Below are 13,269 nucleotides of genomic sequence, written 5' to 3'. Positions count from 1 at the left end.
CGCCGGCAATGCGTATGGCAAGCACTGTATGACGCTGGATCACAGTGTGTTTCCCGCCATTTCCAGCGATCGATTGGACACTTGATGTGAAGAGGACTAGATTAGTTGCAGAGGCACGACATGCATAAACAGCGCGCGAAATACAATCTGGGCCAGGTGGTGCGCCACCGCAAGCATCCCTTCCGGGGGGTGGTCTTCGACGTGGACCCCGAATTCGCGAATACCGACGAATGGTACGAATCCATTCCCGAAGAGGCGCGGCCGGCCAAGGAGCAGCCGTTCTACCACCTGCTGGCCGAGAACGAGCAAAGCTTCTACGTGGCCTACGTGTCGGAACAGAACCTGGTCGCCGACTATTCGGGCGAGCCGGTGGATCACCCCGACATCCCCGACCTGTTCGGCGCCTTCGTCGACGGCAGCTACGAGCTTCACTTCCAGCTGAACTGAACGCCTGCGCGTGTCGCGCCCGCGTGGCCGGGGCGTCTGACAGCGCCGGAAGCGTTCTGCGGAAGCGGGGGACGTCCGACGTCCCCCGCTTTTTTCGCGCCTATTGCTCGGGCACCAAGATTTCGCGTTTGCCGACGTGGTTGGCAGAGCTGACCACGCTCTGGTCCTCCATCTGCTCGACCAGGCGCGCCGCCTTGTTGTAGCCGATGCCCAGCTTGCGCTGGATGTACGAGGTCGAGCACTTGCGGTCCTTGATGACGATCGCCACCGCCTGGTCGTAGAGCGCGTCCTCACCGCCGGTATTCCCGCCGGTGTTCAGCCCCAGCACCGCGTCGATGTCCGACGACTTGTCGTCGTCCGGGCCCTCGACCACGCCGCCGACGTAGTCCGGCGCGCCGAAGGACTTGAGGTGGTTCACGATTTCCTCGACCTCTTCGTCGCTGACGAAGGGCCCGTGGCAGCGGGTGATGCGCGCGCCGCCGGCCATGTAGAGCATGTCGCCCATGCCCAGAAGCTGCTCGGCCCCCATCTCGCCCAGGATGGTGCGCGAATCGATCTTCGACGTTACCTGGAAGCTGATGCGCGTCGGGAAGTTCGCCTTGATCGTGCCGGTGATCACGTCCACCGACGGGCGCTGCGTCGCCATGATCAGGTGGATGCCCGAGGCCCGCGCCATCTGCGCGAGGCGCTGGATGCAGGCCTCGATCTCCTTTCCGGCGACCATCATGAGGTCGGCCATCTCGTCGACGATCACGACGATGTAGGGCATCTTCTTGGGCTCGAACTCCTCCGTCTCGAACACTGGTTCGCCGGTCTCGTCGTCGAAGCCCGTCTGAACCGTGCGGCTGAACATCTCACCCCGGCCCAGCGCATCGGCGACGCGGGAATTGTAGCCGTCGATGTTGCGGACGCCCATCTTCGACATCTTGCGATAGCGGTCCTCCATCTCGCCCACGACCCATTTCAGGGCGACGACGGCCTTCTTTGGGTCGGTAACAACGGGCGACAGCAGGTGCGGGATGCCGTCGTAGACGCTGAGTTCCAGCATCTTGGGGTCGATCATCACCAGCCGCAGCTCGTCCGGCGTCAGCTTGTATAGCAGCGACAGGATCATCGTGTTGATCGCCACCGACTTGCCCGAACCGGTGGTGCCCGCGATCAGAAGGTGGGGCATCTTGGCGAGGTTCGCGACCATCGGCTCTCCGCCGATGTTCTTGCCCAGCGCCAGCGGCAGGCCGTGCTTGCCGTCGCCGTAGTCGCGGGAGGCCAGGATCTCGCGGAAGCCGACCATCTCGCGCTTCTCGTTCGGCAGTTCGATGCCGATCACGCTGCGGCCCGGAACGGTGGACACGCGCGCCGACAGCGCCGACATGCTGCGCGCGATGTCGTCGGCCAGCCCGATCACGCGGGACGCCTTGAGGCCCGGCGCGGGTTCGAGTTCGTACATGGTGACGACCGGGCCGGGCCGGACGCTGACGATCTCGCCCTTCACGCCGTAATCGTCCAGCACGGTTTCCAGCATCCGCGCGTTTTCCTCGAGCGCCTCGTCGGACAGTATGTGGCGCTCGATCTTCTCGGGGTTCATCAGCAGCGACAGCGGCGGCAGTTCGAACGCGGTGGAGCCGTCGTCGAATTGCAGGCTCGGCTGCGCCTCTTCCTGCGCCCGACGCGAGGGCTGGATCGGCGTGCGCGCAGGCTGCTGGACGACCTTCCGGTCGAGCGTCACCGGACGGCGCGGCGAGACCGGCGCGGGCCGGTCGTCGGTCAGAAGCTCGGCCTCGTCCTCGTCGCCGTAGGGATCGGCGTACTCGTCCGGCATGGCGTCCCAGGCCGCATCGTCGGTCCAGGTCGCGTTTCCCTCGGCGGGCGGCGGCGGAGGCGGCACGGCGCCCGCGGTCAGCGGCGGCTCGGCCACCACCCGCGGCGATACGATCAGGGGCTGCGGGCCGCGCCCGCGCCCGCCGGTCAGCGGCTTGCTGGGATCCGGGCGCATCGTGCCGCGGGTCACGCCGTTCAGCCGCGTGCGGATCGCGTCCGAGATGCGCGCGCGCACGCGCTCCTCGCCCGGCTCGTCGATCTCGACGTCGTCCATGTCGCGCTCGATCAGCTCGGGCTCGGGCATCTCGTCGGCCAATGCGGGTCGGCGGACTAGGCCGGGCATGCGCGACAGGAAGCCGCTGCGCGGCTCGGGTTCGGGCGCGTCGTCGTTGCCATAGGCGTCGCGCGGGTCGTAGGCGGCGCCACGCCCGGGTTCGCCCCGGCGGGCGCGGCGGTCGGCCTGCGCCGCGTGCAGGCGCTGCGCACCGGCGACGGCGCCGGCGGCACCGACACCCAGCAAGCGCATCAGCGTGGCGTAGGACATCACCACGCCCAGCGCCAGGAAGTGCGCGATCGAGCGCAGCTCGGTCCGGGTGAAGCCCAGCACGAAGGCGCCGAAGCCCACGATGGCAAGCCCCGCGACGGCCTGCATCAGCTTCAGGCCCAGCCCCGGCGCCACCGGCAGCGCGGTCAGGATCGACCCCATCATCATGTCGCCGAAGAGCCCGCCCAGCCCGAAGCTGTGGGTCCAGCTTTCGCCCGCAGCCAGCCCCGAGGCATAGACCGAGCACAGCGCGACCCAGATCGGCGCGAAGACGATCCGGCCGATCAGCCGCCCTTCGCCCTGGTGCGCGACAAGGCGCAGGCCCCAGACCAGCGGCACGGCGGCAAAGGCCCAGGCGCCCCAGCCGATGATCATGAACAGCGGTGCCGCGATCGCCGCACCCGGACGCCCGGTCCAGTTCTGCACCGGCGCGTCGGTCGCCGACAGCCAGCTTGGATCGTCCGGCGCATAGGACGCGATCATCGCGCCGGCCAGCAGCCCCAGCCCCAGCAGCACGATCCCGCACAGCTCTCGGCCCCGGCGTTCCAGCGTCGCCGCGGTGTCGGTGTCGAACAGGGGATCGCGGCCCCGTGTCTGATATGCCATGACGTGCCTCTTCGCGTTGATCTTTTCGTCAGCCGTAAAGGCAGTCCCTGATCGCGGTCAGGGCCTGTTCCGTCTCGTCCTCGGGCGCCACCAGTGCGACGCGGATGTAGCCCGCTCCGGGGCTGGCCTTGCCTGTGTCGCGCGTCAGGTAGGCGCCCGGCAGGACCCGCACGCCGGTTTCGCGCCACAGGCGCAGCGCCGCTTCCTCGCCATCCTCGACCGGCAGCCACAGGAAGAATCCCGCCTGCGGAGCCCGGTAGCCCGGCACGTTGCCCAGCACCCGGTCGGCGATCGCGAACTTCCGCACGTATTGCGCGCGGCTTTCCTCGACATGCGCCTCGTCGGCCCAGAGCGCCTCGGCCACCCGCTGCAGCGGCAGCGGCAGGGGTGCGCCGGAATAATTGCGCAACTGCTTCATGCGCGCGATCGTCTGCGGCCCGCCAGCGGCGAAGCCAGAGCGCAGGCCCGGCAGGTTCGACCGCTTCGACAGCGAGTGGAAGGCGACGACGCGTTCCGGATCGGCGCCGGTGGCGGCGGCCAGCTGAAGCGCGCCCGGCGGCGGCGCATCGCGCCAGATCTCGGAATAGCACTCGTCGGCGAGGATGCGGAAATCGTGTTTCTCGGCCAGCGCCAGCAGGTCGGACCAGTAGCCTTCGTCGGCCACGGCGCCCTGCGGGTTGGCGGGCGAGCAGATGTAGCACAGCGCGGTACGGTCCAGCACGTCGCCGGGAAGCGCGGCGAAATCCGGCAGGTGACCGGTCGCGTCGGTGGCGGGGACGAAGACCGGCTCGGCCGCGACGGACAGTGCCGCGATCATGTAGACCTGGTAGAACGGGTTGGGCATCAGCACCGTGGGCACGGCGCCGCCCTTCGTCTCGGGGCACAGCGCCATCGCCGCGTTGTACAGCCCTTCGCGCGTGCCGTTCAGCGCCGTGACCTGCGTCTCGGGATCGACGCGCACGCCGTAGCGCCGCGCCAGCCAGTCGCCGATGGCGCCGCGCAGTTCGGGCGTGCCGTCGTTGGGCGGGTAGCGGCCGAACTCGTCCGCGTGGCGGGCGATGACGTCGGTGATCCAGGGCGGAAAGGCGTGCCGCGGCTCTCCGATGGTCATGTGACGCACCGGGCCACCCGGCGCATGCGCGTCGAGAAGCGCCCGCAGACGCGGGAACGCATAGTCCGGCAGGTTCGAGAACCGGTCAGGGTACTGCATCGATTGCCTCGGGTTCCGGGGTCGTTGGCGCCCCGTTTCCCCTCAGGATACGGAATCCGGGGGCGTGCTGTCCAGAATGCAACAGCCGCGGGGCCGGTCTGTGGCGCGAAAGCCTCAGGGATTCGAAATCCTTAACGCGCGGCGGCGCTGCGCTTGGCGACTGCGTGCCCGCCACACCCCCTATGCCAGCGCGCGCTCGGCCGCGGCGGCGACCCGCAGCAGGCGGTCCTCGCCCATGGCGCGGCCCAGCATCATCAGCCCGCAGCTGGGATGCCCGGTGGGCAGCGTGATCCCGCAGACGCCCATCAGGTTGCCGACGCGGGTGTTGCGCAGGGTCAGCAGGTTCTCGGTCACGTAGTAATCGCCCTGCTCCATCAGCCGGTCGACCTGCGGCGGTATGTTGGCTGCGGTGGGCGCCAGCACCGCGTCGAAGCCCGCGGTGCGTTCGGCCCAGATCCGACGCGCGGCCAGCATCCCCTGCCACGCGACGGCGTAATCGGCACCGGAATGGACCTGGCCCGACGCGAAGCGATCGCGGATAGGGCCGAACATCGCGTCGCCCTTCTCCTCGATCAGGTGGCGCCAGTGCGCCCAGGCCTCGGTGGTGTAGAGAATGGCCGAATCGCCCATCGGCCCCTCGATCTCGGGCGCGTCGAACTCGACCAGCGTGGAGCCGGCGATCTCGAGCCGCTTAAGCGCATCCTCGTGCGCGCGGGCGGGTTCGTCGCGCAGGTCGTCGGTGACGATGGTGCGTAGCACGGCGAAACGGCGGCCCTTCAGCGAGGCCGGTGCGGTCAGGTCGGGTGCTGGACGCCCCTCCAGCACGCCCAGCATCAGGGCGGCATCCTCGACGCTGCGGGTCAGCGGCCCGACCGTGTCGAACCACGCGGCCAGCGGCACCACGCCGTCGAGGCTGATCCGCCCATGCGTGGTCTTGAGGCCGACGAGGTCGTTCCACGCCGCGGGGATGCGGACCGAGCCGCCGGTGTCGCTGCCCACCGCCGCCGCGGCCAACCCGAACGCCACCGACGCGGCCGCGCCCGAGGACGAGCCGCCGGGCACCGCGCCGCCGTCGTTGATGCAGGGCGGCGTGGCCGTGACCGGGTTCAGCCCCAGCCCGGAAAAGGCGAGTTCGGACATGTGCGTCTTGCCCAGGCACACCGTGCCCATAGCCGTCGCGGTGCGCATCACCGGCGCGTCGGTCTCGGGGACGCGCCCCGACAGCATGGCCGAGCCTGCCTCGGTCGCGATGCCGGCGGTGTCGAACAGGTCCTTCCAGTTGATCGGAACGCCGTCCAGCGGCGACAACCTGCGGCCATCCTGCGCGCGGGCGCGCGCGGCGCGGGCCTCGGACATGGCGCGGCCGGGCGTCGTGCGCGCATATATGCGATCGGCCACCGGGCTTGCCGCGATCGCGTCGAGGAAATGGCCCGTGAGGTCGACCGGGTCGATGTCTCCCGCGGCGATGCCGCGCCCCAGCGTCGCGGCGCTGCATTTGGTCCAGTCGATCATCGGCCCCTCCGGTTTTCGCGGCACGGTAGCGGCGGGATCGCGGATGGACAATCCCGCCCCCGCGCCCATATGTCGAGGGATGGACACCGATCTTCTCATCATCGGCGGCGGGCTGAACGGCGCCACCCTGGCGCTGGCCGCCGCGCGCGCCGGGCTGACCAGCACCGTTATCGACGCGCTGCCGCGCGACACCTGCGCGACGCCGGACTTCGACGGCCGGTCCTACGCGCTGGCGAACGGATCGGTGCGCCTGCTGCGCGCGCTGGGCCTGTGGGAGGGGCTGGCCGACGACGCCCAGCCGATGAACGGCATCCGCGTCAGCGACGGCCGCGTGGGCGACGCCTCGGTCTTTCTGGGGATGGATTTCGCCAGCGCCGAGATCGAGGAAGGCCCGATGGGCCACATGCTCGAGGACCGGTTCCTGCGGCGCGCTTTGCTGGACGCGATGGATGCCGAGCCGCGCATCACCCCGCTGTCCAAGGCCCGCGTCACCGCTCAGGATGCGAGCCCGCGTGGCGTGACGGTGACGCTTCAGGACGGCCACCGTTTGTCCGGGCTGCTGCTGATCGGCGCCGACGGGCGACAAAGCGGCACCGCGACCCGCGCCGGCATCAAGCGCACCGGCTGGACCTACCGCCAGCGCGCGCTGGTCTGCGCCATCGGGCACGAGAAACCGCATGGCGGCATCGCGCACCAACTTTTCCTGCCGTCGGGGCCGCTGGCGATCCTGCCCCTGCCGGGCGACCGGTCCTCGATCGTGTGGACCGAGGCGGACGCCCAGGCCCGCGCCATCGACGCGCTGAGCGACGAGGATTACCTGACCGTGCTGCGCCCGCGCTTCGGCAATTTCCTGGGCGACATTGCGCTGGCGGGCAAGCGCTACACCTACCCGCTGGGCCTGAGCCTGGCGAACGCCTTTGTGGCGCCGCGCCTGGCGCTGGTGGGCGATGCGGCGCACGGGGTGCACCCGATCGCGGGCCAGGGCCTGAACGCGGGACTGCGCGACGTGGCCGCGCTGGCGCACGTGCTGGACCACGCCCGCCGGCGGGGCGAGGATATCGCCAGCGCGCCGGTGCTGGCCCGTTACCAGGGGTGGCGACGCTTCGATACCGCGACGCTTGCGCTGGCCACTGACACGTTCAACCGGCTGTTCTCGAACGACAACGCGCTGCTGCGTGCCGGCCGCGACCTGGGCATGGCGGCGCTGAACGCCGTGCCCGGCATGCGCCGCGCCTTCATCCGCGAGGCGGCGGGGCTTTCCGGTGACCTTCCCGACCTGATGCGCGGCTGACCCCTTCCCCGGCGTCGCCGGCTGTGCCACGTCTTGAGAGACACCACGGCAGGAGTACCGGCATGCAGGGGAAATGCGCGATCGTGACGGGTGCCGCGCGCGGCATCGGGCTGGCCACGACGGACGTCCTGCTGGAAATGGGCTGGCGCATCGCCATGGCCGACATCGATACCGAGGAACTCGAAGACGCAGCCGCCGCCCGCGACGGCGTGCTGGCGATCACGGTGGACGTCTCCGACCCCGACGACGTGCGCCGCATGGTGGACCGCACGACCGGCTGGGCCGGGCGGCTGGACGGGCTGGTCAACAATGCCGGTGTTGCGAATTTCGCCCCGGTCGAGCAGACCAGCTTCGAGACCTGGCGCGAGATTATGTCGACCAATCTCGACGGGCCGTTCCTGTGCACGCAGGCGGCCCTTCCCGCGCTGAAGGAGACATGCGGTGCGGTGGTCAACATCGCCTCGATCAGCGGGTTGCGCGCCTCGACCCTGCGCGTGGCCTACGGCACGTCAAAGGCCGGCGTCGTTCACCTGAGCAGGCAGCACGCCGCCGAGCTTGGCGAATACGGCATCCGCGTGAACTGCGTCTGCCCCGGCCCCGTCCGGACCAAGCTGGCGATGGCCGTGCACACGCAGGAGATCATCGACGCCTATCACGACGCTATCCCGCTGAACCGCTACGGCACGGAACGCGAGATCGCCGAGGTCGTCGCCTTCCTGCTGTCGGAAAAGGCGTCCTACGTCACCGGCCAGATCCTGGCCGCCGATGGCGGGTTCGAATCGACGGGCGTTGGCCTGCCCGCGCTGCGCGACTGACCGGCCGCATCGCGGCCGGCCGCCATTCGCATGAACGGTGGGCGGCGCCTACTGGATGCGCTGCCCGTTGGCCGAGATGTGACCGCGCTCGTTGATCTGGATCGTCGAGGTCGCGGTGTCCGGCTCGGATCCCGGCACGGTGAACATCGACAGCATCATGCGCGCACCCATCGCGTCCTCGTCGGTCATCAGGCCCATGGCAATCAGATTGTCGATCAGCGCGTTCGCGCCCGACACGGTCAGTTCGAGCGTGCCTTCCGGACGCGGCATGCCGTTGAAGGTTTCCAGGTCGTCGTTGTCGAAGGTGAACGCGCCCACGCCGGTCAACTCGCCGCCGCCGGCCTGCAGCGTGAGGTCGCGGAGCGTCACCGTGTTGAGCTCGCCCGGCGGCTGTTCGTCGAGGGCCTCGATCGCGTCCGCGTCGAACAGGCTGACGCGGGGCGTGACCTGCGCGCCGATGTCCAGCACGAAGCTGGCCGGCGTGCGCGGCAGGCGGCCCGACGGGTCGAAGGCGTTCCAGATCACCTCGGACACGCTCAGTTCGTTCAGGTTCAGGGTCAGCGAGGCGTCCTGCGGCGTCTCGGAGGGTTGCATCGGCACGCTCATCGAGAATTCCATCTCGCCCAGCGAGGCGGTCACCGGCAACGGCATCTCGTCGCCGGCCAGCGCGATGCGGCCGCCCCTGGTCGTCGCCGAATAGCGCATCCGGTCGCCGGATATCTCGAACTCGAACGCGCCCTCGTCCGATCCGGTCTGTCCGGTTGTCTCGGCGCCCTCTTCCGTGACCGAGAAGCGGTTCTCGGAGCCGTCGTGCGACAGCCGCGCCGTGCCACCGAAGCCAGCCGCGATCGCGGCGGCCATGTCCTCGAGATTCACGCCGCGGGGGATGTCGCTGGTCCCCGTGATTTCGACGCCCGTAAGGGTGCCCGAGTATTCGCCCGCAGTATCGTCTTCGGGATCGTCGAAGGCCAAGTCGTAGCGCACCTCGCCCAGCGTCATATCCTGCGCAGCCGAGGTCAGCGCCTCGGTGCGCGTAATCGTGCTCTGGCCGCTGACCTGTCCCATGTCGACGGACAGACGCCCCATGTCGCGCCCGATCGCGTCGCCGGCGACGCGCAGATCGGTCATCTCCAGCTTGAGGCTGTCGGCGGTGTAGTCGTAGACGAGGGCGTCGGGCACGCCCGAAACCACCATTTCCAGCCCGTCGTGAGTGTAGTCGACCGTCAACTCGACAACGTCCTCGCCGTCGTTGAAGGCCATGTCGATGGGCATCGAGGCCGGAAACTCGACAGCGACCGAGCCGTCGCCGCGATCGCGCAGCACGATCTCGTCCATGCGCACGGCCACCGTGCCGCCGCCGGCTTCTCCTTCCGGGCCGTCGCCGCTGTCGAACTCCATGCTCAGCGTGACATTCGAGACCGTCAGCGTGTCGCCGCTGGAGCTTTGATCCGCCTGAACTGTATAGCCGAAATCGCGCATGTAGCGCGCCAGGTCGTCCCAGACCTGCTGCGGTGTGACATCTGCCAGTGCGGATGTGGCCAGCGCACAAAGCGCCAGCGCCGTTCCTCCTGCAAGCCTGCTCATCGCGAGTCTCCCGTTCCGATCCGAGTTTGGTGCAGTGTCGTGGCGCATGGCGGGCCGGTCAAGGGACTGGATTCCGGACCCTGCCCGCGTTACCACCGCGGCGCGGGCTTGAAGGGATTTTTCGATGGATCTGACGGGCAAGACGGCGCTGATCACCGGGGCCAGCCGCGGCATCGGCGCCGAGACCGCGCGCGCCTTCGCGCAGGCGGGCGCCAAGGTGGCACTGGTCGCACGCTCGGCCGACGCGACGGCGGAACTCGCGGGCGAGATCGGGCAGAGTGCGGTCGCAATTCCCTGCGACGTCACCCGCTACTGGGAAGTCGAGAAGGCGGTGCAGACCTGCGTTGCGGCGCATGGCGGGCTGGACATCCTGGTCAACAACGCCGGCGCGATCGAACCGATCGGCCGCATGGCCGAGATCGACCCCGACCGCTGGGGCGACGTCATCGACATCAACCTGAAGGGTGTCTTCAACGGCATGCGCGCGGCGCTTCCGATGATGCTGAACGCGGGCGGCGGCACGATCCTGACCATCGGCTCGGGCGCGGCGCACCGCCCGACCGAGGCATGGTCGGCCTATTGTGCGTCCAAGGCCGGGGCCTTCATGCTGACGCGGATGCTGGACCTCGAATACCGCGCGGCCGGCATCCGTGCGCTGTCGCTGTCACCCGGCACCGTGGCGACGCAGATGCAGCGCGACATCAAAGCCAGCGGCATCAACGAGATCAGCCGGCTGGACTGGTCGGCGCATATTCCGCCCGACTGGCCGGCCCGCGCGCTGGTCTGGATGTGCGGCACGGATGCCGACGATTACCTGGGCGACGAGGTGTCGCTGCGCGACGACGATCTGCGCGCCCGGATCGGCCTGGGATGATCCACGTCGAAGGCGACGCGCTGCGCGTCATCCGCATCGACCGTCCGGACAAGGCCAATGCGCTGACCGAAGACATGCTGCGCGCGCTGTGCGAGGCCGCCGAGGCGGCGCAGGGCGTCCGCGCGCTCGTGCTGACCGGGACGGGCAAGGTCTTCTCGGCCGGGGCCGACCTGGAGGCCGCGAAGGCCGGGCTGGCGAAGACGCCCCTGTGGGAGCGGCTCTCTGGCGCCATCGTCCGCCATCCCGCGCTGACGATCTGCGCGCTCAACGGCACGGTGGCGGGCGGCGCGATGGGCATGGCGCTGGCCTGCGACCTGCGGATCGCCGTTCCCGGGGCAAAGCTGTTCTACCCGGTCATGAAGCTCGGCTACCTGCCGCAACCTTCCGACCCTGCCCGCTTGGCCGCGCTCGTCGGGTCGGCGCGGGCCAAGATGATCCTGATGGCCGGCCAGAAGATCGCCACCGACGAGGCGCTGTTCTGGGGCCTGATCGACCGTATCGTCGAGGGTGACGTGCTGGACGCCGCGCGCGGCCTTGCCGCCGACGTGCTGCGCGCCGACGGCGCCCACGCGCAGGCGATCAAGGCACTGATCCACCGACGCCTGACCTGAGGGACAAGGCGCCGCCCCTTGCGGGCACGGCGGTTAGGCGGTTACGCCGACAACCGAGCCACGACGCTTTCCGCGCTGACGCTGCCCAGCGGGGCGCCGTCTTCGGTCACCGTCAACGGACCGTTGCGCAGAAGCGGCAGGATGTCCCGGATGGGTGTCTCGACGTCGATCGTCTCTTCGCTGGCGGAACCGCCGGCGGCCGGCTTCATCACGTCGCGCGCGGTCAGCACGCCCAACGGGTTCATGTTGGCGACGAAATCGGCGACGTACTCGGATGCCGGGTTCGAGAAGATCTCGCGCGGGGTGCCGAGCTGCACGATGCGCCCGCCTTCCATGATGGCGATGCGGTTGCCGATCTTGAACGCCTCGTCGAGATCGTGACTGACGAAGATGATGGTGCGCTGCAGGTCGCGCTGCAGCTCCAGCAGTTCGTCCTGCAACCGCGACCGGATCAGCGGGTCGAGTGCGCTGAAGGGCTCGTCCATCAGAAGGATCGGCGCGTCGGTGGCGAAGGCGCGGGCCAAGCCCACGCGCTGCTGCATCCCGCCCGAAAGCTCGGCCACCCGGTGGTCGGCCCAAGCGTCCAGGCCCACCAGCTCCAGCTGGCGCGTGACGATCTCGCGCCGCTTCGCCGCCGGCTCGCCCGCGAGCTCCAGGCCCAGGCCCACGTTCTCGGCCACGCTGCGCCAGGGCAGCAGCCCGAATTGCTGGAACACCATCGCGACGCGGCGCTGGCGCAGGTCGCGCAGGGTCTTGGCGTCGCAGGTCGTGACGTCGATCATGCTTTCGCCGTCGCTGACGCGGACCGAACCACGTGCCACCGGGTTCAGCCCGTTGACCGCGCGCAGCAGCGTCGACTTGCCCGAGCCCGACAGACCCATCAGCACCAGGATCTCGCCCGCCTTCACGTCGATGCTGGCGTCGTGCACACCCAGCACCTGTCCGGTGGTTTCCTGGATCTCGCCTCGCTGCTGCCCATCGTCGGCCAGCGGCAACGCCTTTTGCGGATCGTCCCCGAACACGATCGAGACGTTGTCGAAGGCGACGACTGTGTTGCGCTCGCTCATTTCAGGTCCACCCTCAGCGCACGGTCCAGCATGATCGCCACCACGACGATGATCAGCCCGGCCTCGAACCCGAGGCCCGTATCCACCCGGTTGAGCGCGCGCACCACGGGCACGCCTAGGCCGTCGGCGCCCACCAGCGCCGCGATCACCACCATCGACAGCGACAGCATGATCGTCTGGTTCAGCCCCGCCATGATCTGCGGCAGGGCCGATGGAAGCTCGACCTTCCACAGCTTCTGGCGCGGCGTCGCACCAAAGGCATCCGCCGCCTCGACCAGCGCGGTGGGTGTGGACGCGATGCCCAGATGCGTCAGGCGGATCGGCGCCGGGACCACGAAGATCACCGTGGCGATCAGGCCGGGCACCATGCCGATGCCGAAGAAGACGATCGCCGGGATCAGGTAGACGAAGGTCGGCAGCGTCTGCATCAGGTCCAGCACCGGGCGCAACCATGCGTAGAGGCGCGGCCGGTGCGCGGCGGCGATGCCGATGGGGACACCCAGGCCCATGCAGACCACGCAGGCTGCCAGCACCAGCGTCAGGCTTTCCGTCGTCTCTTCCCAGTAGCCCTGGTTGAGGATGAACAGAAAGCCCACGGCCACGAAGGCCGGCACTTTCCACGACCGGTGCAACGCCCAGACTGCCGCCGTCAGGATCGCCACCACGATCAGCGGGTGCGGCGTCTGCAGCAGCCACAGCACGGCCTCGATCAGCCATTCCATTGCAACCGCGAGCCCGTCGAAGAACCAAGCCGCGTTGATCTGCAGCCAGCCGAAGACCGCCTCGGCCACGTCGTCCACGGGTATCTTGTTGTCCGTCAGCCAGTTCATGCGGGCAAGGACCTTTCATTCTGCTGCGGGCAAGCCCGTCGCGGGCGCGGCCGCAAGGCG

The 13,269-nt window shown here is 69.2% G+C and carries 11 protein-coding genes; 5 read left to right on the top strand and 6 right to left on the bottom strand.

All coding sequences use genetic code 11. The features are described from left to right. The first annotated feature begins 120 nt into the window (after positions 1–120). Positions 121–447 (top strand): heat shock protein HspQ, encoded by a 327-nt coding sequence (gene hspQ / locus BLW27_RS06095; protein ID WP_089880910.1) that lies wholly within the window; start codon positions 121–123, stop codon positions 445–447. A gap of 100 nt (positions 448–547) precedes the next feature. Here hspQ and BLW27_RS06090 read toward each other — a convergent pair whose 3' ends face one another. The 3 genes from BLW27_RS06090 to BLW27_RS06080 form a co-directional block, all read right to left on the bottom strand. Continuing rightward, a complete protein-coding gene (locus tag BLW27_RS06090; RefSeq protein ID WP_089880908.1) occupies positions 548–3,415 on the bottom strand; it encodes a DNA translocase FtsK in 2,868 nt (955 codons plus the stop codon). Positions 3,416–3,443: 28 nt separating this feature from the next. Next, entirely contained in the window at positions 3,444–4,625 is a 1,182-nt protein-coding gene (locus BLW27_RS06085) for an aminotransferase class I/II-fold pyridoxal phosphate-dependent enzyme (protein ID WP_089880905.1), read from the bottom strand. A gap of 180 nt (positions 4,626–4,805) precedes the next feature. After that, the gene (locus tag BLW27_RS06080; RefSeq protein WP_089880901.1) at positions 4,806–6,137 is read right to left on the bottom strand and encodes an amidase; all 1,332 of its coding nucleotides are present in this window, start codon (positions 6,135–6,137) and stop codon (positions 4,806–4,808) included. Positions 6,138–6,180: 43 nt separating this feature from the next. On the opposite strand from BLW27_RS06080, the gene BLW27_RS06075 reads away from it, so the two are divergent. Next, positions 6,181–7,428, top strand: coding sequence for a UbiH/UbiF/VisC/COQ6 family ubiquinone biosynthesis hydroxylase (locus BLW27_RS06075; protein ID WP_089880897.1), 1,248 nt, complete (start codon positions 6,181–6,183; stop codon positions 7,426–7,428). Positions 7,429–7,490: 62 nt separating this feature from the next. Continuing rightward, on the top strand, positions 7,491–8,243 hold the full coding sequence (locus BLW27_RS06070) for an SDR family NAD(P)-dependent oxidoreductase (protein WP_089880894.1): 753 nt from the start codon (positions 7,491–7,493) through the stop codon (positions 8,241–8,243). A 48-nt stretch (positions 8,244–8,291) separates the two neighbouring features. Here the strand turns inward: BLW27_RS06070 and BLW27_RS06065 are convergent, their stop codons facing one another. Then, on the bottom strand, positions 8,292–9,827 hold the full coding sequence (locus BLW27_RS06065) for a DUF2125 domain-containing protein (protein WP_177177837.1): 1,536 nt from the start codon (positions 9,825–9,827) through the stop codon (positions 8,292–8,294). 124 nt (positions 9,828–9,951) lie between these two features. Between BLW27_RS06065 and BLW27_RS06060 the strand changes: the two genes are divergently transcribed. Together BLW27_RS06060 and BLW27_RS06055 are read left to right on the top strand one after the other, a co-directional pair. Then, positions 9,952–10,701 carry an SDR family oxidoreductase gene (locus tag BLW27_RS06060; RefSeq protein WP_089881878.1) on the top strand — a complete coding sequence of 250 codons (750 nt, stop codon included), beginning with the start codon at positions 9,952–9,954 and terminating at the stop codon, positions 10,699–10,701. Continuing rightward, the gene (locus tag BLW27_RS06055; RefSeq protein ID WP_089880887.1) at positions 10,698–11,312 is read left to right on the top strand and encodes an enoyl-CoA hydratase/isomerase family protein; all 615 of its coding nucleotides are present in this window, start codon (positions 10,698–10,700) and stop codon (positions 11,310–11,312) included. Before BLW27_RS06060 ends, BLW27_RS06055 begins: the two co-directional genes overlap by 4 nt. A 41-nt stretch (positions 11,313–11,353) precedes the next feature. On the opposite strand, the gene choV is transcribed toward BLW27_RS06055, so the two are convergent. Both choV and choW read right to left on the bottom strand, forming a co-directional pair. Then, complete coding sequence (gene choV / locus BLW27_RS06050; protein ID WP_089880884.1) at positions 11,354–12,379, bottom strand: choline ABC transporter ATP-binding protein; 1,026 nt, start codon at positions 12,377–12,379, stop codon at positions 11,354–11,356. Continuing rightward, complete coding sequence (gene choW, locus BLW27_RS06045) at positions 12,376–13,209, bottom strand: choline ABC transporter permease subunit (protein WP_089880881.1); 834 nt, start codon at positions 13,207–13,209, stop codon at positions 12,376–12,378. The genes choV and choW overlap by 4 nt, the downstream gene beginning before the upstream one ends. Positions 13,210–13,269 lie beyond the last annotated feature (60 nt).

This window comes from Citreimonas salinaria, assembly GCF_900107235.1.
Taxonomy (GTDB): Bacteria; Pseudomonadota; Alphaproteobacteria; order Rhodobacterales; family Rhodobacteraceae; genus Citreimonas; species Citreimonas salinaria.
Note: the sequence above shows the minus strand (reverse complement) of the source record. Positions and strands in the feature narration are given on the sequence as shown.